A 21,917-nucleotide genomic window follows, 5' to 3' on the forward strand; every position below is an offset into this window, starting at 1 on the left:
GTCTCCTGGTAAAGGGGTCCCCGGCACGGCCGGCCCGGACGGGGAAGATCCCGGCGGGCGCCACATGCGCGGGTTCGGTCCTCGATGGCCGTTCGACCCGCGCCGCGATCAGGCAGGAGCAGCGGGTGACTTTCGCTCTCGTCCGCCGCTGGCCTGCTGGTGGCCACGCCGCCACGACACCGCCCGAGCAACGCGATGATCTTCCGGTGGAGAGCGTCGGGGCCTTATCTGAACAGATGGTGAACTGCCGGTGGCGGGAAAGCGTCGGTCAGGTGAACGTCGCGGTTCGCATCGCGCAACAGCGCGGCGGTCCACGCCGGACATCACAAACGGCGCCGGCGCTCGTGATGGGGGCGGGCGTGTCTGTGCGCAGCACACCCTGAGCTGGGGATCTGTCGATTACCAGGCCGCGCGGAGACGATCGTCCCCGCACGCGCCGTCACAAAGCTGTGGCACTCGGGAAATGACCTGGAAACGCGGCACCGCAATGGTGCGCAAGCGGCGCGATGCGGCTCCGGCGGATTGGAGCGGGCTTCCCCCGGGAGCCCTCATCCAGCTCAGGCAGCCCTATGATCCCCGCCCGGCGGCGCACTGAACGCGCGCTTTCACCATCATCAAGGGAGCAAGATGCTCAGGAAAACGCGATGGCTGCTGGCCATCGTCGTCACGGCGACGGCGCTCGGCGCCGTGCCGGGCGGACCGGCCACAGCCGACCCCGGCACTTCAAAGGTGGGTACGTCCGAGGCCCTCGTCGGCGGGACAACCCACACCGTCACCCTCCTGACCGGGGACGTGGTGACGGTCCAGAACACCGGTTCGGGATGCCCGCGGGCCACGGTGCGACCCGCCGACCCGGACGCCGTGATCCGGCAGACCTGCGGGCCGGACGGGCACCTGCACGTGATCCCCGCCAAGGTCGCGGCGAAGGTCGGCGGTCTCCTGGACCCCGACCTGTTCGACGTCAGCGCGCTCATCGCCGACGGCTACGACGACGAGAGCAGCGACACGCTGCCCGTCATCGTGCGGTCGGCCACGCAGAACGCGCGCGTCACCGGCCTCGACGACGTGCTGGCGTTGCCGAGCATCAACGCGGTGGCCGGCCACGTACCCAAGAAGACGAGCACCACCGCGAAGCGGGCCGGCGACGCGCTGCTCGCCGGTGCGGCAAAGGTGTGGCTCGACCGCAAGGTCCGTGCGACCGCGCTCACCGGCGGTGGCCACGGCGCGGCTCCCGGTCGTGGCCTCGACCGCAACCTGGGCCAGATCGCCGCGCCGGAGGCGTGGAAGGCGGGCTTCACCGGCAAGGGCGTCCGGGTCGCGGTCCTCGACTCCGGCGCCGACTTCACCCACCCCGACCTGGTCGGCCGGGTCGTCGAGCGGGCCGACTTCACGGTCGAGGGCGGTGACGCCGTCGACCACATGGGACACGGTACGCACGTCGCGTCGACGATCGCCGGCACCGGCGCCGCCGCGAACGGTGACCGCCGCGGGGTGGCGCCGGACGCCAAGCTGGTGATCGGCAAGGTGCTCGACGACCACGGTTTCGGCGACGACTCCGGCATCATCGCGGCCGTGGAGTGGGCCGCCACCCGGGCCGACGTCATCAACATGAGCCTCGGCGGTGAGGACGCCGACGACGGCAACGACCCGCTGTCGCTCGCCGTCGACGCGGTGAGCAAGTCCACCGGCGCGCTGTTCGTCATCTCCGCCGGCAACAGCGGCGCGGCCATTTCCTCGCCCGGCTCCGCCGCGAGCGCCCTCACCGTCGGCGCGGTCGACGGTGACGACAAGCTCGGGTACTTCTCCAGCCGTGGGCCGCTGGTCGGCGGCAGCGTGGCGAAGCCCGAGCTCGTCGCACCGGGCGTCGACATCGTCGCCGCCCGCGCCGCCGGCACGAACCTGCAGGACCCGATCGACCAGTACTACGAGGGCTCGACCGGCACCTCGATGGCAGCCCCGCACGTGGCCGGCGCCGCCGCCCTGCTCGCGCAGCGGCACCCGGACTGGACGGGTGAGCAGCTCAAGGCAGCCCTCGTCGGCGCCGCCGACCCGCTGGCCGGCAACGACCCGTACGCGGTCGGCGCGGGACGGCTCAACGCCGTCCGGGCCCTCGACGGCCCGGTCAGCAACCAGCCGGTGGTCAACCTCGGCACCTTCGCCTACCCGCAGTCCGGCGTCAGCGAGACGACGCTGACCTGGACGGGCGACAAGACGCCGGCGACCGTCAACCTCGATCTCGACGTGACGGTCACCGCCCACGACGGCGCACCGGTGCAGCGCGGCGCGGCGTCGCTGTCGTCGGCACGGCTGGCGCTCAAGCGCGGCGGCCCGGCCGGCGTGACGCTCCGGCTCAACCGCCCGGCCCTGGCCGACCACCCCGGCTACTACGTGGCCACCGTCACCGCTCGCGGCCCCGGCCACAAGCTGGTCTCGACCACGCCGGTGAGCTTCTACGTCGAGCCCCCCAGCTACGACGTGACGATCCACACCAAGCCCATACCCGCGGTGCGGGAGGACGCGGAGAACGCGGTCTTCGTCGAGGTGACCAACCTGAAGGACCCGCTGATCTACGCCGGCATGGTTGGCGGCACGCCGGGCGAGACCCTCACGGTGCGGGTGCCGGCCGGGCGGTACGCGTTCATCGGCGCGTACATCTCGTTCTACGGCGGCTGGACCACCGAGCAGCAGGCGACGGTCGTCGGCAGCACCGACGTCACGGTGACGGGCGCCCGTAGCCTGACCCTCGACCCGGCACGGGCCCGGCCCGTGATCGCGAAGGTCGACGGCGTCTCCGCCAACCCCTTCCAGGTCGACTACACCATGCTCCGGACCGCCGCCAACGGTTCCTCGTGGCTGAGTCAGGTCAACGGCGTCGGCCCCATGGCGAAGGTGTCGGTGGGGGAGCTGCCGCAGCCCGGCATCGGCTCCCAGCGTGCCTGGTCCGCTGTCAGCCTGGAGTCACCGGCCGCGGTCACCACCCCGTACCACTACTACCTCGTGCACGAGTACCCGAAGGGCGTGCCGGCCGACCCGGCGTTCCGGGTCACCGCGACCGAGCGGGCCAAGCTGGCCCGGATCGACGAGCGGTTCCACCAGGTCGACCTGGAGTCGATGGAGACCCAGCTCATGCGCGGCGGGTACACCAAGGACGGGATCCCGGTGGCGCAGACCTCCGAGAGCGGCCTGACGGGGAACCGCACCGACTACCTGTCGCCTGACCTCGTCTGGCGCGACTACGGCACGTACGGCGGCACGCCGGCCCACGAGCCGCCGCGCACCTACCTGCCGGGCAGCCAGCAGACCAAGATCTGGGCGCGTCAGCCACTGCACCCCGGCTGGTCCGACAACCCGGCCGGCGCCGGCTACGGATGCGCGAGCAACCCGACCGCACCGTCGCGGACCCGCGGCAACCTGCACGTCGACCTCGTCACGTTCATCGACCAGCACGACCGCGTCGACTGCCTCCGGGGCAAGCAGATCGGGGTGACTCGCGACCTGGCCCTCTACCGCGACGGCAAGCTGGTCGCCAAGGGCAGCGGCCCGTACGCCGACCTCGGTGTGCCGCAGCAGGCGGCCGACTACCGGCTGACCTATGACGTCGACGCGAGCCTGCTGCTGCCCGTCTCCTCCCGGACCAGCACCACCTGGACGTTCCGGTCCGCCGGCCCGGAGGGAACCGGAAGCGTGCCACTGCCGCTGCTCGCGCTCGACTACGCGCTGCCGTTGGACCTCGCCAACCACCCCTCGGGCGGCACGGCGGAGTTCACCGTCCGGCAGTCCCGCGTCCTGCCCGTGCAGAAGGTGACCACCTTCCAGGTGTGGACCTCCACCGACGACGGTGGCACGTGGCGGACGGCCCAGGTCACCCGCAGCGCGGATACCTACCGGATCGAGCTGCCCAAGGTGAAGACCGGCAAGGCCGTGTCGCTGCGGGTCAAGGCCGAGGGCAACGCCGGTAGCGGCATCGATCAGACGATCATCCGGGCGTACCAGGCCGGCTGACCGTCGCGCCCGGTGCGGCCGACCCGACAGCCGGCCGCACCGGGCCGAGCGCTCCTCCCGCCAGAAGATCACGATTTGGACGCCGGATGAACCGAGAACGTCCGGCGCTCGACGTGGAGATGGCAACTCGCGTGCTCCATGGCGCTCCCGCACCACCGGGAGCGCCATGGCGCGGATACCGGCACCCCACAAGATGGGACGTCGGTCGAACTGGAGGAACGCTTGTCAGCACGACACATGCGGTGGACGGCCGGTAGACGAAGGACACGGCGCGCGCTCGTTCTCGCGACTGTCGCCATGCTCGGCCTGGTCGCGCAGCCGGTGGCCACGCACGCCGCGTCATCGACAGCCACTGTGGACCCCCAGGTGACCACGGAGGCGGCGACCAAGGGCAGCACCACCTTCCTGGTCTACCTCAAGGAACGGGCGCACCTGGACCAGGCGGCGAAGGTACGCGGTGCCGACGCCCGGGCGAGCGAGGTGCACCACCAGCTCACCGACACCGCCGACCGCAGCCAGGCGGGCCTGCGCGACCTGCTGCGCACGAAGCGGGCCGCGTACACCGCGTACTGGATCGCGAACGCCATCCAGGTGACCGGCGACCGTGCGCTGCTCGACGCGATCGCGGCCCGTTCCGAGGTGGCGAGGATCGAGCCGGTACGCCAGTACCCGGTGGTCAAGCCGAAGCCCGGTACGGATGCCGCACGGGTCGCCTCGGCCGTTGCCGAATGGGGCGTCACCACCATCGGGGCGGACCGGGTCTGGGACGAGTTCGGTGACCGGGGCGAGGGCGTCGTCGTCGCCAACATCGACGGCGGGGTCCAGTACGACCACCCGGCGCTGGTCGACACGTACCGGGGCAACAACGGCGACGGCACGTTCACCCACGACTACAACTGGTTCGACCCGTCCGGGGTCTGCGGCGGCGACGCGCCCTGCGACACCGCCGGCCACGGCACCCACACCATGGGAACGATGGTCGGCGACGGCGGTGCGGGCAACCAGGTCGGCGTCGCGCCGGGCGCGACGTGGATCGCGGCGAAGGCCTGCGAACGTTCCTTCTGCTCGAACAGTTCCCTGATGCTCGCCGGTCAGTGGATGCTCGCACCGACCGACCGCAACGGTCAGAACCCGCGGCCCGACCTGCGGCCGGACATCGTGAACAACTCGTGGGGCGGCGGCCAGGGCGACCTCTGGTATCAGCAGGTCGTCGACGCCTGGCGCGCGGCCGGCATCTTCGCGGCGTTCGCCGCGGGCAACGAGGGCCCGGACTGCGACACGGCCAGTTCACCGGGTGACTACCCGTCCTCGTACGCCGTCGGCGGGTTCAACGCGGCCAACGAGGTGTACGAGTATTCCAGCCGGGGCACCTCCGGGGCCGACGGTGGCATCAAGCCGAACATCTCCGCGCCTGGAGAGAACGTCCGGTCCACCTGGCCCGGTAGCGGATACGAGACGATCAGCGGCACCTCGATGGCCACGCCGCACGTCTCCGGAACGGTGGCGCTGATCTGGTCGGCGGCGCCAAGCCTGCGCCGTGACGTCGCCGCGACCGAGAAGCTGCTCAACGAGACCGCGACGGACGTCGACGCGACCGAGTGTGGCGGCACGGCCGCCAACAACAACGTCTTCGGCGAGGGGCGGCTGAACGCGTACCAGGCGGTGCTGAAGGCGCCCCGGGGCGCCGTCGGGCGAGTCAGCGGCACCGTCACCGACGCCGCCACCGGTGAGCCCCTGGCCGGCGTCGCCGTCACGGCCGGCGAACTGCACGCGACGACCGGCGCCGACGGCGGCTACGCGCTCGCGCTGCCGCCGGGCACGTACCCGGTGACCGCCACCAGGTACGGCTACGGGAGCCGGACCGCGACGGTGTCGGCCGTCGCCGGCCGCTCGTACACCGAGAACTTCGCGTTGGCGCCCCGGCCGATGGTCACGGTCTCCGGAAAGGTCACCGACGGCTCCGGCCACGGCTGGCCGCTCTACGCCACCATCGAGGTCGGTGGTCGTCCCGGCGGGCCGGTCTTCACCGACCCGATCACCGGCAAGTACTCGTTCACCGTGCCGGCCGACACCACGTACGCGGTCGGCGCGACCGTGCGCTACTCCGGTTACCAGAAGGTCGTCAGCACCCTGCGGGTGACCGATGCGGCCAGGACGCTCAACATCAAGGTCCCCGTCGACCACGGCTGCACCGCCGGGGGCTACTCCGGCAGCTTCTCCGCGCCGTTGGCGGGCACCGAGACGTTCGACGCGGACACCGTCCCGGCGGGCTGGTCGGTGCACGACCGCACCACGTCCCCGGCCTGGTCCTTCGACGACCCTGGCCACCGGGGCAACAACACCGGCGGCAGCGGCAACTTCGCCGTCGCCGACAGCGCCCGGCAGGGCAGCGAGCCGCAGGACTCCGATCTCGTCTCCCGGACGTACGACCTCCGTGGCACCCGCGCGCCCTACCTGCGATTCAACAGCGACCTGCTGGCCACCAGCCCGGAAGACATGGGCGATGTCGACCTCTCCCTCGACGGCGGCACCAGCTGGCAGAACGTCTGGCACGGCGACGACTACCTGGCGGGTCCGAGGCAGGAGGTGGTCCCGCTGGAGGCGGCGGCGGGCGCGGCGAACGTCACGCTGCGGTTCCGCTACCAGGGCTACTACGGCTGGTGGTGGGGGGTGGACAACGTCGAGCTCGTCGACCGGGTCTGCGTGCCGACACCGGCCGGGCTGGTCGCGGGTTTCGTCACGGACAAGAACACCGGTGGCGGACTCACCGGCGTGACCGTGGCCAGCTCGGACGCCCCGGGGCAGCGGGCCGTCACCGAGGCGACGCCGGAGGATCCGAACATCGGTGACGGGTTCTACCGGCTCACCTCCAGCCTCACCGGAACCCACTCGTTCGAGGCCACCAAGCGTCCCTACCAGGCGGTGGGCAGGGACGTCGAGGTCGTTGCCGACAAGACGACCAAGGCGAACATCGCCCTGACGGCGGGACGCGTCACCGTCAACCAGAGCAGCATCGAGATGAACCAGCCGTACGGCGGCACGCGGTCCACCACCGTGACGGTGAAGAACACGGGCAGCGCCCCGGCCACTGTCGAGGTGCTGAAGCGGGCCGGTCAACTCGACGCGCTCGCCGCACAGAAGGGGGCGCCGCTGATCGAGCAGCGGGTCGCCGGCGTGACCAACGCCCGCAACGGCGTCTCCGCTGCCGGGGCGAAGGCCTCGACTCCGGTCAGCCAGGCCTCGGGCGGTGACTCGGCGTGGAGCAGGATCGCCAACACGCCGGCCCCGATCTATGACAACGCCGCCGTCACCATCGGCGGCAAGGTCTACTCCCTGGGCGGACAAGGCGCCGAGCGTTCGCTCTGGCGCTACGACCCCGACACGAACGTCTGGAGTGCGTTGGCGGAGATGCCCAGGGGGCGGATCCAGCCCTCCGCGGCGGTGGTGAACGGCAAGATCTACGTGCTCGGTGGCTGGTCCACGACGGGGGCCCCGACCCCGGCCGTTGACGTCTACGACCCGAAGGCGGGCACGTGGAGCACCCTGGTCGGCGTGATGAACCCGGCACCCCGAGCGGCAGCCGGAACGGCTGTCGTCGCCGGCAGGATCGTCCTGGTCGGCGGCTGCGTCGACAGTGACTGCGCCGAGTCGGACAACGTGGTCGTCTTCGACCCGACCAGCCGCACGTTCAACACCTGGGCCGATTACCCGGTGGACGTGTCGTTCGTCGCGTGTGGTGGCATCGGCAACGGCGTCTACTGCGCCGGTGGCACCAACGGGCAGGTCCTGCGCAGCACCTACGGGTACGACCCGACCGCGGCGGCCTGGACGCAGCTGCCGGACCTGCCTGTCGAGCTGTGGGGCTCGCAGACCGCCGTGGCCGGCGGGTCACTGATCCTGTCCGGTGGGCTCACCAGCGACTCGACCAGCGTCACCAACCGGACCGTGGCCTACGACCCGGGCACCCGCACCTGGCGGCAGCTAGCAAACGCGCAGGTCGCCGCGTTCCGGGGAGCCATGGCGTGCGGGCTGTACAAGATTGGTGGTGTCCGGCCCGCCGGGAGGCTCAGCGAGGCCGAGCACCTGAGCGGATTCGGCGGCTGCGACACGGCGGACGCCCCGTGGCTCGCGACGACGCCGGCGGCCTTCACCCTGGCGGCGGGGGAGTCGAAGAAGATCACGGTCACCGTGACGGCCGCCCCCGAGGCCGGCGTCAGCCAACCCGGCACCTACCGGGCCGAGTTCGGTCTCCTGACGGACACGCCGTACCCGGTGCCCAACGTCGACGTCACCGTCGGTGTCACCGCTCCGGCCGACTGGGGGAAGATCCAGGGCACCGTCACCGGTCAGAGCTGTGCCGGGCAACGGCTACCGCTGGCGGCCAGCGTCCGCCTCAACCTCGCCGGAACGGGCGGCAAAACCGGTTACACGGTGCTGGCGGACAGCCAGGGACGCTACGTCTACTGGCTGCCGGCCGGGACGTACCAGGTGGTGGTCAGCAGGGACGGCTGGACGTCCGTCGCCAAGCGGCGGACGGTCGAGGCCGGGATCACTCTGACCTACGACGTCGCCGTGGAGCCCGCCACGGCGTGCGGCAGCCGGTTGGGTGGGATCTGACGCCACGCCCCCGGTGATCTGACGGCGATGGCCGCCGGCCCCACGGGTCGGCGGCCATCGCCCTTCTTGTCGTTGGACCGGTAGCGCATCGACGGCAGCCGCTTCCTGCGGCGCGTCTTCGTCGTCGCGCAGGCTGTTGACCTGCCTTGTGATGTTCCCGACACGCGGCCGTTGTGAACTATCCGCAGGTCCGTCGCGTCGAGAGGGAGTCGTGTCTCCCCTACCGGAGGATGAAATTGCGCAGCCAGTCGCAGCCCGTGTTGCCGTATCCGGATGAATCACCTGTCGGTGCCCACCGGGCCGGGTCATCGGCGATCAAGGAACTGAACTCCTTGCGACTGCCGGTTCTGGGTGGAATCTGGACGGCCGCCATAACGCTTTTCGCGTACGAGCCCGTTGCCGCGTCGATCGCGCGCGTGGCCCGTGGCGATCGCCATGCCAACCCTGTCGAAGAGTTGCTCGGACTGGCCGTGGCCGGCGTGTTCGGTGATGACGATCAGTGGCAGCGGCTTACCCGGAACCACGAGTCCCAACGAAAGCTCGGGTGGGGGAAACGGCGCACCGCCTCAACATTCCAACAGCAGGATCCGCTGCATTCGACGGCCGTGTACACCATCACCGTGTACAGCCTTCTGCGAGTGCAAGGGCTGTTCTGTCGACGGCTCACCGACCGTGAGCGGGAGGACTATTGCCGCGATGCTGCGCAGGGCATCGGCGCGGTGCTGGCTCCTCGCGGGCGGGTCCCGCAAAGCTATGACGAACTGCGATTCCACTACAGTCTGATCGTTGAACGGCAACTGAACTTCGACCGCCGGTTCACCGAACTGTACGAGAAGTCCCGCGACCGGGACCTCGCTGGCACGCCGATCCGGGATCTTTCCCCTTTGGCCGCCCGGGCGCTTCCGCCGGGCTTTGTGAATGTGCTCGACCTGGCCGATATCCCGGGCGACCCGATGCGGACGACGGCGGCCGCCGGACGGTCCGACGCGAGGTTCTGACGACGGGTGACGGGCTTCAGCGCCCGCATCCCGGCCAGATAGGCGGTCCGATCGTGTGGCGATCAGGCCGCCTCTGGTGTCCAGAGGGGAAAGGTGCGCGCCACCGTCTGCTCCTGCGCCAGGCCGGTCGGGCCAGGATCTGCTCCGGATTCCATTCTGAACATGTCGCGAACACTCCCCGATGAGGGCGTGACCCCTGGGTGGATGTCGTTCGAAGTTCCTCCGCGTCCGCCCGAGTTTGTGTTGGTTGTGTAAACTTTTCTTCTCCCGGCCGTGCCCCGACCGTATGCTGCATCGAAGCTTCCGGCGACCCCGTCAGGGTCGGTCGCGGGAGCGACGGATGATGGCAATTGGGGAGGCGGTTCGTTGTTGCTGGAACTCAGCGACGCCGACCGGGCTTCGTACAGCGACGTTCGTGGCGACGGTCAGCCAGACGAGTCAGTGCTGGCGGCGGCCCGGATGCGCAAGGTCTACGCGGAGCACTCCGAAGCGCTCTTCCGTTTCCTGCTTCGCCTGAGCTGGGGCGAGCAGCAGTTGGCGGAAGACCTCCTACAGGAGACGATGCTGCAGGCCTGGCGGCACCTGGATCGCCTGCCCGCTTCCTGGGAGTCGACCCGCCGTTGGCTGTTCATCGTTGCCCGCCGGATCGCCATCGACGCCGCCCGCGCCCGTCAGGCACGCCCGATCGAGGTCGGCTTGCAGGATATCGGGGACCTGCCCGCCAAGGACGACATCACCGAGGCGGTGGTGGCCGCACAGACGATCCGTCGGGCGATGCCGAAGTTGACCCCGGCACACCGCGCGGTGCTGATCGAGCTGTATCACCGCGGGCGCACCACCGGCGAGGCGGCACGGCGGCTTGGCATACCGGAGGGAACGGTGAAATCACGGGCGTACTACGCCTTGCGGGCACTGCGTGCCGCAATCGGCCGGACCGCCGCCGATTGACCGTCTGTAACTGACTTTCCCCACACCGCTGCTTACCTGACCCACCCCCAACACGTAGAGTGTCGCTATTCAGCAACTCGCCCGGACCTGCGCCGCCTACACCGGCTGGGTCAACGAAGCAGATCAGGCACGCCAATGACGGACGACGGCCTTGAGGTCACGTGTGACAGCTGCGGGCCATACCTGCTGGGTGAGCTGCCCCCGGACGTCGTCGTGGCCTTCGAGGCGCACCTGTTGGGCTGCCTCCGCTGCCAGCGGGAGTGCGAGGATCTCGGCCCGCTGATCAGCGTCATGCTCGGGCTGGGGCCCGACGACGTCACCGAGGCGACGGTCGTCCCGCCGCCCGTCGACCGCCGTCGTTACCCGGGCAAATCGCCGAAGCCCGGCGTGTTCCGCCGTCTGGGTCGGTTCTGCCCCGGGCCCGGCAACGGCCCGCAGTCTCGCTGGTTGGGTCATCCAGATACGTGATCGGGGCACCGGCTGGGTGAAGTGGCCTGGTCCAGGCGGTCGCGTCGCCGTGCCTGTGGTCCTCACCGGCTCCACTTCTGGTTGTCGGTACCCATGCACGTCCACAACTGCAGCCGGGTCCCGTCACCGGTGTTCTTGTCCTTCACGTCCACGCATTTGTCGGCCTTCTTGTTGACGATGTCGTGCGCCTTGTTCAAGGCGATCAACTGAGAGCCGCTCCCGTTGCAGGTGCTCAAGATGATTTTGGCGCCGCTCGCGGTCGAGCCCCCCGACACGGTCATACACCGGCCGAACGCCCGCAGCGTTCCGTCGCTGTAGGCCGTCCACGCCTGGTTCGGACCGCCGTTGCAGGTCCAGATCTGCAACTGGGGGTTGCTCGTGTACGCGCCGTCGGTCACGTCGATGCACTTGCCGCTGTCATGGCTGTAGATCTGAACGGCCCCGGTCAGCGGCGTCGGACCCGCCGGCGTCGTGCTGGTGACCGGCGGCTTTGCCGGCTGCTGGGTTCCGCCGGAGGTGCTGCCGCCGCCGGAGGTGGTGCCGCCACCCGAGGTCGTTCCGCCCCCGGAGGTGGTGCCGCCCCCGGAGGTCGTTCCGCCGCCTGAGGTGGTGCCGCCACCCGATGTCGTCCCGCCACCGGAGGTCGTTCCACCGCCGGAGGTCGTGCCGCCGCCGGAGGTCGTCCCACCCTGAGCCAACCCATCCACGGGCGACCGGTGCGACGGGGAACCAGCCCCGCCCGGCGTACGTGACGGATCGCCCGCGGGAGTGGTGGGTCGGGGGCCCGGCAGCCGGGAGTCACGCTGATAGTCGGCGAGGTAGGCCTCGGTCATGGCGATGAAATCGCGTACCGCGGGGGAGTCCGGCACGCCGCCGGCACGCTGCACCGCCTCGGGTCCCCACTGGAACGCCGCGAGCGCCTTGCGGTACGGGTCGCCCTCGCCCACCTGACCCAACTCCTCAACCAGGCGGCACATCACCGAGCCGAGCGCGGCGATGGCCTGCTGGGGGTACCACGGGGAGGTGATCGCGGCATTCGGAGCGTACTCAGCCCACACGGCGGGGTTGAACTGCGCGATGCCCTGCGTCCCGTCGGCGCCGAACAAATTCGGGTTGAACGCCGAGGAAGCCATCAACTGGGCGGCGATCCGCGTCGGGGGCACCGCCGCGCAGGTCTTGCCAGCAGCCAGAATCGCCGGCAGGTACGCGTCCGGCACCGGGACCGCCGGCGTGTCAGCGGTCGGCGCGACACCGCCCACCGGCCCCGGCGACCGGTTGGTGCCGCTTCGACGGAACTCCGGCTGACGGGCGTACCAGGCGGCGTAGCCGGCCACGGTGCTGACGTACTTCTCAGCGTGATCCGGTACCCCGTCGGCATTGCGTACGGCCGGCACCCCCGAGTGGTACGCGGCCAGCGTCACCCGCCACTGCTCACCCTTCGCCGTCTGACGGACCTGGCCGGAGAGGTCACACATGTAGTGGGCGAGCGCCACGATGTTCGCCGTCGGGTCCTCCCGTCGCGCCTCGGCACCGGGCTTCCAATCGGTCCACACGGCGTCGCTCAAACCGGCGACACCCTTGCCCCCGCGCTCGGAACGCGCGGTCGGATCGAACCCGGACTCGGCCATCAACTGCCCGGCGAGTCGGGCCGGGGAGAGCGTCGGGCAGGCGAGCGCGGCTGCGGAGATCGCTTGCACCTGGCTCGCCGGGACCGTCCGGCCGGTGCGGATCCCGTCGTCACCGAAACCGAAACTGAAGCCGGAGATCGCCGCCACCCCGGACGCGGCGGCAAGCGACAGCAGCACGGTGGCCGTGGCGATCCGCCGCCCGGGGGCGTCGAGCCACGCCAACCCGCGCCCGCCCGACGACAGCAGGGCCGAGCGGCGTCGAACGCGCAGGGGCACGTCGACGAACAGCCTGCGCAGCTTCGACCCGCTACCAGCGCCGGGCATCGATCGCATCCTGGTGTTCCTCCCTGCGGGCGTGCAGTCTCCGCATGCACGACGGCCCGCAGAGCCGGACGGTTCATCGGCCTGACGAATTGCTTCCCGGCATTCGTCGCCGTGGGACCGGGCGGTGACGCGGTTCGTCGGGCCAGGGCGGATCGCGTACGGTCTTGGCCGTTCCGGCGGGTGGACGTTCGGCGAGGGATGGTGCGCGGATGGGCAGGCGAGTCGGGAACCGACGTGGTCGACACGGAGCCGCGCGGTTGCTCCCGGTCGGCGCCGCCGTCAGTCGGCTACGCGCTGGCCTGCTGCTGCCGCTGCTCGGCGTCGTCGCGCTGCTGGGGCCACTGCCCGCGGCGACGACGGTGTCGGCCGCTGCGCCGCCCAGCCCCGGGGTGTCCGGGCAGGTCGCCAGTGTCGCTGCCACCGCCAGCGCCGAGGCGAGCCCGGGGACCTCCCGGTACTACGTGGTCGGAGCGCCCCAGGGCGGCCAGCGCGAGTATCTGTACCAGATCGCGGTGCAGACGCTCGGCGACGGTAACCGCTACCGGGAGATCTTCGAGCTCAATCAGGGCCGCCCGCAGCCGGACGGCGCCCGCCTCACGGACCCGCTGGCGGCGCTGCAACCCGGCTGGATCCTCGAGTTGCCGGCCGACGCTGACGGCGCCTCGGTGCAGGTCGGCCCGCTCCCGACACCGTCGGTGACCCGGTCGGCCGAGCCGACCGCCGGCAGCGCCGGAACGAGCGCAACGCCGTATCTCGTCGGCGCCGCGGTGCTGGTGGTGGCGGTCCTGTTCGCCGGGGGGCTGTGGCTGCTCCACAGCCGCCGCCGGGCCCGTACGCCCCGACCGACCACCGCCCCGGCTCCGGTCACGTCCCCGACGGCTGACACCGCTCCGGCCGACGCCGCGACGAGCCAGGCCGACACGGTGCCGAACCGGGGCAATGCCGCGACGAGCCAGGCCGACACGGTGCCGAACCGGGGCGATGCCGCGACGAGCCAGGCCGACACGGTGCCGAACCAGCTCGATGTCGTGGTGAGGCGGGTTGACACCCCAGCCGTTGTGCCCGCCCAACCGGTGTCGGCGATGGGGGAGTCGAGGCGCGCCATCGTCAACCTCGAGTCGTTGACGGGTGCCCCACCGGACCGGCTCGACGTACGCCTGATCGGCGTCGCCACCGGCTTCGCCGCCGGCGTACCCTGCGCGTGGCTTCGCGACGAACCGCTTCCGGCAGCGACGCTGCCGTTCGTCCTCGGCCGCCACGGCGGGCGGCGGTTCGTGGCCGATCTCGCCGCCACACCCGACATCCTCACCATCACCGGCACGCCGTCGGCCGCGCACCGGCAGGCACGCGCGATGGCCGAGCAGCTTCGCGCGGCCGGGTTGATGGTGACTGTCGTCGGCGACGTCTTCGGTGCGGACCTTCCGCAGGGCTGCCGGCGGGTTGCCGCCTTTCCGACCGCTGAGCCCGACATCGCGCGACTGGCCGGGCCGGGCGTCATCGTCAGCGCAGGCCTGAGCGGCGTGGAGTTGACCACCGCGCGGGCCCTGGCGGCACGCACCGGCCACCGGGTGGTACCGGTGCTGGTCGGCGAGGTGGTGCGGACCCGCTGGTCAGTGCGGGTCACTGAGCCGCAACCCTGACACCAGCCACCCGGACGGCGTCGGGCCGATCGTCGGGGTGAGGGTCGGTTGAGGTGAGAATTGAACCAATGGGCGTACCGCAGCGTCGTCGGGGAGGGCGACTCTGCGGCGTGACCCACAGCGTCGCCTTGCGAGCACACCGCGAGGCGAAGGAGACCGTCTGTGACGGCGAAGGTACGGGCCTTGTCCAGCGTGCTGGGCTGTGTCGCCCTGGTAGCTGCCCTGACACAGGCAGGCGGAGCGGACGAGCTGCCGGGTGTGACAGTGTCGGCATCCGGCTCGATGCCCGTTGTGGTGTTGCTGACCCCCACACCGCCCACGACCGGCGCTCCGGCGCAGAACGACGTGTTCGTCAAGTACTACGCGGTGGCCTCCGGTCAGGACGGGCCGGAGACCCTGGTCGCGATCGCCAAACGGCTCCTCGGCACCGCCAGCCGGGCCGAGGAGATCTACCAGCTCAACGTCGGCCGAGCACAACCGGACGGTCAGGCGCTCACCGAGTCGAGGCAGCTGAGTGCCGGCTGGTCGCTGATCCTGCCGTGGGACGCGGTCGGGGACGGCGTACGCATCGGTCAGGTTCCCACCGGAGCGCCCGCCGGTGGCACGCCCCCGTCGCCGCCCCCGCCGCCCCCGGCCCCTGGGCGCAGCGGGCCGAAGTCGGGGCCGTGCGCCAACTCCCTGCCGACGCGGACGGACGCGGGGTGGGCCCAGGATCGAATGACGCCCGATCAGGCATGGGGCCGTACCCGGGGCGACGGTGTGCTGGTCGCGGTGGTCGACTCGGGCGTGGACGGGACCACCAAGGCACTTGGCGGGCGCGTCGCGGTGGGGGCGGACATCCCGGCGGGCAGCGGTCGCGGTGACATCGACTGTCTCGGCTCGGGCACCGCGATGGCGAGCATCATCGGCGCCCGTGCGCCCGCAACCGATGCACCGGGTGCGGCCCGGGGCACCCCGGTGGTCGGCATCGCGCCGGAGGCGATGATCCTGCCGCTGCGGGTGGTGGGGGAGACGCCCCAGTCGAGCCCGACCGACGCCGCCACCGCGATTCAGGTCGCGGTGTCCGCGGGCGCCCGGGTGATCGCGCTCGGCTCCTTCGTGGACCTCTCCGACGCCGCGGTGGTGGCGGCGATCCGGCAAGCGTCTGAACACGACGTCGTTCTGGTGGCTCCAGCCCCGGCGGCCTCCGACGCGTCGAGCGCCCCCGCCGGACCGGACGCGGTGTTGCGCGTCGGTGGGTTCGGCCCCGAGGGCCAGCCCGCGGCGAGCTATCAGCCCGGCGGGGTGGATGTGGCCGCACCGGGGATCGACGTGGCTGCCGTCGGGGCCAACGGCTCGGGGATGCGCTCCGGCAGCGGCTCCCAGTACGCGGTCGCGTTCGTCGCCGGCGCGGCGGCTCTGGTCCGCTCCGCCTACCCCGATCTGAAGGCCGCGCAGGTCGTCAACCGCATCAAGGCGACCGCCGACCACGCCGGACGTACCGACCCCGATCCGGTCACCGGCTGGGGGATGGTCAACGCGAACGCGGCGGTCACCACGGCGCTCGCCGCGGAGGCGAAGCCCGCACCGCGCGACGGCGGTGCCGCGCCGACGGGGCGGATCCTCAGCGTCGCCCTGCTGGTGGTGTCCGGGCTCGCCGGGGCGGCGCTGCTGTTCCGGCGTCCATCCCGGCAGGAAGCGACCGGCGACACGGAGGCCACCACCCCACCCGCCGGGCCGGTGGTTTCGGCCACGAAACCGGGCGGAATCGATGCGGACCTGGGCCGCACTGCCGATCGGGTGCGCGGTGTGTACCACGTGGATGCGCTACCCGACCTCGCTCAGCCGGGCCCTGTCGACGACGGCGTCATCGCCGGCGGAGCCTCGGCCGGGCATGATGCGCAGGCCCGGGCGGCTGCCACCGGTACGCCCGGGTCACGCCCGACCGGCTCCGCCGCCCGCAGGTGATCCGGCCTGGCCGCGCGCTTGCGCGTGCGCTCCTGGCGGTGCTGCTGCTGCCCGGCGTCACCGCCACCGTGCTGCCGGTCCCGGCACACGCTGCCACCGCCGGGGCGGTCGAGGAACAGGTGCTGTCGGCCCGGGTGACCGCCGAACCGCCGCCGTTACCCAAGGTGACCAAAGGCTGCGTCGGCCCATCACCGACGGTGGCCGAAACCGCGCCGTGGGCGGTACGTCGGATGGTTCCGTCGGCGGTCTGGCCGTTGACCAAAGGCGACGGCGTGGTGGTGGCGGTGGTCGACAGCGGGGTGAGCGCCGGGGCCACCGGGCTGAGCGGCGCGTTGCGCAGCGGCACCGACGTCACGCGCTCCGGTCCCGCCGACCGCGACTGCGTCGGTCGGGGAACCGCACTGGCGGGGATCGTGGCGGCGCGACCGATCACCGGCAGCGGCTTCGTCGGGGTCGCCCCCGGCGCGACGATCGTGCCGATCCGGGTGGTGAACGGCAAGGGCGAGGTGCCCGACGGGGCGCTGGCCGCCGGCATCCGGGCGGCGACGGCGGCCAAGGTCGACGTCATCCTGATCGGGTTCGGTACCGAAACCCCGACCGCGGAGCTGCGCCGTGCGGTACGGGAGGCGATCAGCCGCGACATCGTCCTGGTCGCCTCGATCTCCGCCGAGAAGGCGACCGACACCCAGAGCCCCGCACCCTGGTATCCGGCCTCCGACCCCGATGTCCTCGCGGTGGGTGGGTTCGACATCAGCGGCGTACCGACCGAGCAGGCTTCACCGGGCGCCGGTGTCGATCTGCTTGCCCCGGGAGCCGGAGCGGTCAGCCTCGCACCAAAGGGCCCGGGCCACTACTCGGTGACGGGGCCGGCGGTCGCGGCGGCGCACGCGGCCGGGGCGGCGGCTCTGGTGCGCGCCTACTATCCGAACCTGTCCCAGGCTGAGGTTCGGCACCGGCTGGAGTTGGCAGCCGAGCACCCGATCGGCGCCTGGCCCGTCTCGCCGGTCGGGTACGGCACCCTCGATCTGTACAAGGCCATCACCGCTGTGGAACTGCGGGAGGCAACCCTGCCCACCCGGGCGCCGGTTGCCCCGGTGCTGCCGGCCGTCCCCCCGATCGATTCGCGGAACGTGATCGCCGCTGTGGTGGCCGTCGGTGCGATCGGGCTGGCCGGAATCGCGTACCTGTCGATGGTCACCGTCCGCTGGGGTCGCCGCCGCCGCTGGCGAGCGTGACGGCGGGTGGGCTCACGCCAGCGCGGTGCCCGCCGGGTTCGGCGGGCACCGCGGGCTGGGCTCAGGCGGTCGCCGGTTGCTCCTGCGGCGGAATCCACGGGGTCTGGATCAGGCGTGCGCCGCGCCGCGTGCAGAGCAACGCTCGGCCGGGCGGAAGGTGCCGGGCCTTGGTGTTGCCGAGCAGTGGACCCTCGTTCGGAGGGCAGGAGAGCGCCAGGTCCGGGCTGTTCGTCTCCTGCAACCGCCGGATCAGCGGGTCCATCGACATGCGGATCACGTTCGACGCGCCCCGGGTCAACACCAGGTGGAAACCGATGTCCGCTCCCTGGGACAGGAACGGCACCAAGGGCAGCAGCGGGCTCTCGTGTCCGGCGAGCAGGTCGTAGTCGTCGACCAGGATGAACAGACGTGGTCCGGTCCACCAGTCCCGGCGGCGCAGCTGCTCCGGTGTGATGTCACTGCCCGGCATTCGGGGTGCCAGACCAGCTACCGCGTCCGCCACCGTCGCCTTGGTCGAATCGGTGGAGACGGAGTAACCCAACCGGTACTCCTCGGGCACCGACTCGAAGAGCTGCCGACGGTAGTCGACGATCAGGATCCGGGCCTCTTCCGGGGTGTACCGGGTCGTCACCGCACGGGCGAGGTGGCGTAGCAGGTTGGTCTTGCCGCTCTGGCTGTCGCCGAGTGAGGTCAGGTGCGGCAGTTCGGCGAAGTCGTGCCAGATCGGCTGCATCGTGGCCTCGTCCAGGCCCAACGTCACCTGCAGATCACCGTGTGGCGCGGGCAACGACTCGACCGGCAGCACCGCCGGCAGGGTACGCACCGGCGGGGCCGAATCGCCCGTCCAGAACTCGCTGACCATGGATACCAGCGTCCGTACGCCCTCGGCGAGGTTGTCCGGGTCGGCTTTGCCGTCGATCCGGGGAAGCGCGGCGAGGAAGTGCAGCTTGTCCGCGGTGAGGCCGCGTCCGGGGAGTTGCGGCACGGTGGCCGCCATACGTAGGTCGACAGTCGAGTCGACCGGGTCGCCGAGGCGCAGCTCCAGCCGGGTGCCGATCTGGTCGCGCATCGCGTGGTGCACCTCGGACCAGCGCGACGCGGTCAACAGCAGATGGAAGCCGAAGTTCAGCCCCTGCGCGGCGATCTGCCGGACCGACATCTCCAGTTGCTCGAAATCCTGGCGCAGAGTGAACCAGCCGTCCACGACGAGGAAGACGTCACCCAGCGGGTCGTCGGTGATCCGGCCCTCCGCACGCCACTGCCGATAGGTCTCCATGCTGTCGACACCCAGCTCGGCGAAGCGCCGTTCCCGTTCACTGACCAGGCCGGTGATCTCGGCGATGGTGCGGTTCACCCGTTCGGTGTCGAGCCGGCCGGCGACACTGCCGACGTGGGGCAGCTCGGCCAGCGCGCTGAGCGTGCCGCCGCCGAAGTCGAGACAGTAGAACTGCACCTCGCGGGGGCTGTGGGTGAGCGCCAAGGCGCTGATCAGCGTCCGCAGCAGGGTGCTTTTGCCGCTGCGCGGCCCGCCCGCGATGCCGACGTGCCCGCCGATGCCGGCCAGGTTCACCACCAGCAGATCGCGTAGCTGCTCGAATGGTTTGTCGATGAAGCCCACCGGTGCGACCAGACGGCCGTTACCGGGCCAGTCGAGTGCGGTGAGACCGAGGTCCGGATCCGGTGCCAGCGTCGGCAGCAGCTGGTCGAGCGTCGGTGAGTCGCTCAGCGGTGGCAGCCACACCTGGTGCGCCGGTGGCCCGTTGTCGACCAGCTGGGCCACCACCATGGAGAGCACGCTGCGCTCCTGCGCCGTCTCCATTGCGGAGAGCCCGGCCAGGGCGTCGGTGGGGTTGTGCTCCTCGGTCGCCTCCTCAACGGCGTCGACCTCCGTCGCCGTCACCGGCTCCAACCGGTACGGCACGACCTGTTGCTGCAGAACCTCCTGCCGCACCCGGGTGACGGCCTCCTTGTAGGCGCCGGAGACATACCCGGCCTTGAAGCGGATCAGCGTCGACACATCGGTGCGGAGGTAGCCGCTGCCCGGCACCGGGGGCAACTCGTACGCGTCCGGCACACCGATCACCGAGCGGGATTCCATGGCCGAGAACGTCCGCAGGCCGATCCGGTACGACAGGTGTGATTCGAGCTGCCCGATCCGACCGTCGTCGACGCGTTGGCTGGCCAGCAGGAGGTGCACCCCGAGCGACCGGCCGAGCCGCCCGATCATCACGAACAGGTCCATGAAGTCCCGGTGCGTGGCGAGCAGCTCACTGAACTCGTCGACCACGACGAAGAGCGTGGGCAGCGGGTCGAGAGGTGCGCCCTGGGCCCGTGCGCGTTCGTAGTCGAGCACCGAGCTGAACCCGCCCGCCTGGCGCAGCAGCTCCTGTCGACGGACCAGCTCACCATGGATCGCGTCCTGCATCCGGCCGACCAGCGCGGCTTCGTCGGCGAGGTTGGTGATGACCGCCGAGGTGTGCGGGAGTCGATCCAGACCGAGGAAGGTGGCACCACCCTTGAAGTCGACCAGGACGAAGTTCAACGTCTCGGAGGAGTGGGTCGCCGCGAGCGCCAGCACCAGGGTGCGCAGCAGCTCACTCTTGCCCGAACCGGTCGCACCGATCAGCATCCCGTGCGGGCCCATGCCACCCAGCGCCGACTCCTTGATGTCCAGCTCGACGGAGTGGCCGGCGGCGTCGATGCCGATCGGCACCCGGAGCCGCTCCGAGATCGACCGAGGTGCCCACAGCTTCGCCAGGTCCAACCGCTTGACGTCCGGGATGTTCAGCATCGTGCCGAGGTCGAAGTCGGAGGCGAGGGTGTCCGCCGCGGTTTCGGTCACGACACCGATCCGGTACGGCGACAGCAGCCGGGCGATCGCCGTCGCGCGGGCCACGCTCAGCCGGTCCGGCCGGGCCAGCCGGGTGCGTACCTCGTTCCCAACCCGGTCCCGCCGGACCATCAGCAGGTCGTCGCCATCCACCGCCAGGCAGATCGCGCCCTTGCCACTGGACGGGGTCGGGTCGTCGAGGTCGATCAGGACCGCGTTGCGGTAGCCGGCGGTCGCGAACCTGGTGTTGCTCGCGAGTCGGCCACCGTCGCGGATCACCACCACGAACGGCTCGTCGCGGCTCGGGGCGGCTCCCGACTCCCACCGGGGCCGCGCGGCGAACGACTCGCCGAAGAGCCGTTCCACCGCCTCAATGCTGTCGCCGACCACGCGGAGCGCCCCGGCGGCGTCATGCTCGCTCTGGTGCTGCAGGTGCGGCAACCACTTGGCCCACTCCCAGGCGGCCACCCCGTCGTCGGCCACACAGAGCCCCAACCAGACCTCCTCCGGAGCGTGGAACGTGACCACCTGGCCCAGCAGCGCGCGGACGAACGCCCGTCGCTCCTGCTGCTCCCCGGCGATCCGCACCTGGCCGAATCCCCGCAGGAACAGCGCGATGGGCTGGTCCGCCAGGGTGGTGTAGGCGCGGATGAAGCGGCGCAGCGACTTCGCCGACAGCGGTTCCAGGTCTTCGATCGGCTTGGTCTGCATCGGTGTGATCCGCATCGCCAGCCGCTGCTCACCGGTGCCGACCCGCAGCTCCAGGAAATCCGGGTGGGTGGGGCGGCGCTCCCACCGTCGGGTGGTCATCACCAGCGACCACAGCGAATGCGGGTCGGGGTGCTGCCAGTCGCTGGCCTCGCGCTGGCGGGCCACTTCCTTGCGGACCCGTTTACGGTTCTGGGCCAGGTAGCGCAGGTACTCCCGGCGGTCACCACCCAGGCGTCTCTTGCGCTCGATGCCGCCGGCCAGAACCTGGCCGAGCAGCATGCCGACCATGGCCACCGCCATCAGACCCAACATCACGAAGGTGAGCGGCCCGCGCGACATGGTGATGTACATGAGCATCATCACGCCGGACATCAACGCCATCGGCAGCACCATCAGCGCGTGACGCATGCCGTTGCTCTGGGTCTGGGGCAGCTCCGGCGGCTCTTGCAGCGTGATGTCACCGGACGGCATCTCCGGCCCGACACGGCGTGCTGGACGTCGGAACAGCAACGTACTCAAAGGGACAGCCTTCCGCTCCGCGGGAGAACACCCGCCTCCTGGACCGGTGC

Annotated in this window: 11 protein-coding genes; 9 read left to right on the top strand and 2 right to left on the bottom strand. The window is 71.1% G+C overall.

What is annotated here, in order from left to right:
- Positions 1-125: 125 nt before the first annotated feature.
- The 6 genes from V6U86_RS14800 (at position 126) to V6U86_RS14825 (ending at position 11,033) form a co-directional block, all read left to right on the top strand.
- A complete protein-coding gene (locus tag V6U86_RS14800) occupies positions 126-383 on the top strand; it encodes a hypothetical protein (protein ID WP_334503343.1) in 258 nt (85 codons plus the stop codon).
- Between the two features lie 244 nt (positions 384-627).
- Positions 628-4,002, top strand: a complete 3,375-nt coding sequence (locus V6U86_RS14805; RefSeq protein ID WP_334503346.1) for a S8 family serine peptidase — start codon at positions 628-630, stop codon at positions 4,000-4,002.
- Between the two features lie 237 nt (positions 4,003-4,239).
- Positions 4,240-8,619, top strand: a complete 4,380-nt coding sequence (locus tag V6U86_RS14810) for a S8 family serine peptidase (protein ID WP_442934942.1) — start codon at positions 4,240-4,242, stop codon at positions 8,617-8,619.
- 230 nt (positions 8,620-8,849) lie between these two features.
- Positions 8,850-9,617, top strand: coding sequence for an oxygenase MpaB family protein (locus tag V6U86_RS14815; RefSeq protein WP_334503350.1), 768 nt, complete (start codon positions 8,850-8,852; stop codon positions 9,615-9,617).
- Between the two features lie 459 nt (positions 9,618-10,076).
- The gene (locus tag V6U86_RS14820; protein WP_334503352.1) at positions 10,077-10,565 is read left to right on the top strand and encodes a sigma-70 family RNA polymerase sigma factor; all 489 of its coding nucleotides are present in this window, start codon (positions 10,077-10,079) and stop codon (positions 10,563-10,565) included.
- A gap of 135 nt (positions 10,566-10,700) precedes the next feature.
- Positions 10,701-11,033, top strand: coding sequence for a zf-HC2 domain-containing protein (locus V6U86_RS14825; protein WP_334503354.1), 333 nt, complete (start codon positions 10,701-10,703; stop codon positions 11,031-11,033).
- 62 nt (positions 11,034-11,095) lie between these two features.
- On the opposite strand, the gene V6U86_RS14830 is transcribed toward V6U86_RS14825, so the two are convergent.
- Positions 11,096-12,985, bottom strand: coding sequence for a ricin-type beta-trefoil lectin domain protein (locus V6U86_RS14830; RefSeq protein ID WP_334503356.1), 1,890 nt, complete (start codon positions 12,983-12,985; stop codon positions 11,096-11,098).
- A gap of 257 nt (positions 12,986-13,242) precedes the next feature.
- Here V6U86_RS14830 and V6U86_RS14835 point away from each other — a divergent pair, with 257 nt between their 5' ends.
- The 3 genes from V6U86_RS14835 (at position 13,243) to V6U86_RS14845 (ending at position 17,807) form a co-directional block, all read left to right on the top strand.
- Positions 13,243-14,625, top strand: coding sequence for a hypothetical protein (locus V6U86_RS14835; protein WP_334503358.1), 1,383 nt, complete (start codon positions 13,243-13,245; stop codon positions 14,623-14,625).
- A gap of 162 nt (positions 14,626-14,787) precedes the next feature.
- Positions 14,788-16,572, top strand: a complete 1,785-nt coding sequence (locus V6U86_RS14840) for a S8 family serine peptidase (RefSeq protein ID WP_334503360.1) — start codon at positions 14,788-14,790, stop codon at positions 16,570-16,572.
- Between the two features lie 38 nt (positions 16,573-16,610).
- Positions 16,611-17,807 carry a S8 family serine peptidase gene (locus V6U86_RS14845; RefSeq protein ID WP_334503362.1) on the top strand — a complete coding sequence of 399 codons (1,197 nt, stop codon included), beginning with the start codon at positions 16,611-16,613 and terminating at the stop codon, positions 17,805-17,807.
- A gap of 61 nt (positions 17,808-17,868) precedes the next feature.
- On the opposite strand, the gene eccCa is transcribed toward V6U86_RS14845, so the two are convergent.
- Positions 17,869-21,819, bottom strand: a complete 3,951-nt coding sequence (gene eccCa, locus V6U86_RS14850; RefSeq protein ID WP_334503392.1) for a type VII secretion protein EccCa — start codon at positions 21,817-21,819, stop codon at positions 17,869-17,871.
- Positions 21,820-21,917 lie beyond the last annotated feature (98 nt).

Origin of the sequence: Micromonospora sp. CPCC 205558 (genome assembly GCF_036902955.1) — a bacterium.
Lineage (GTDB): Bacteria > Actinomycetota > Actinomycetes > Mycobacteriales > Micromonosporaceae > Micromonospora.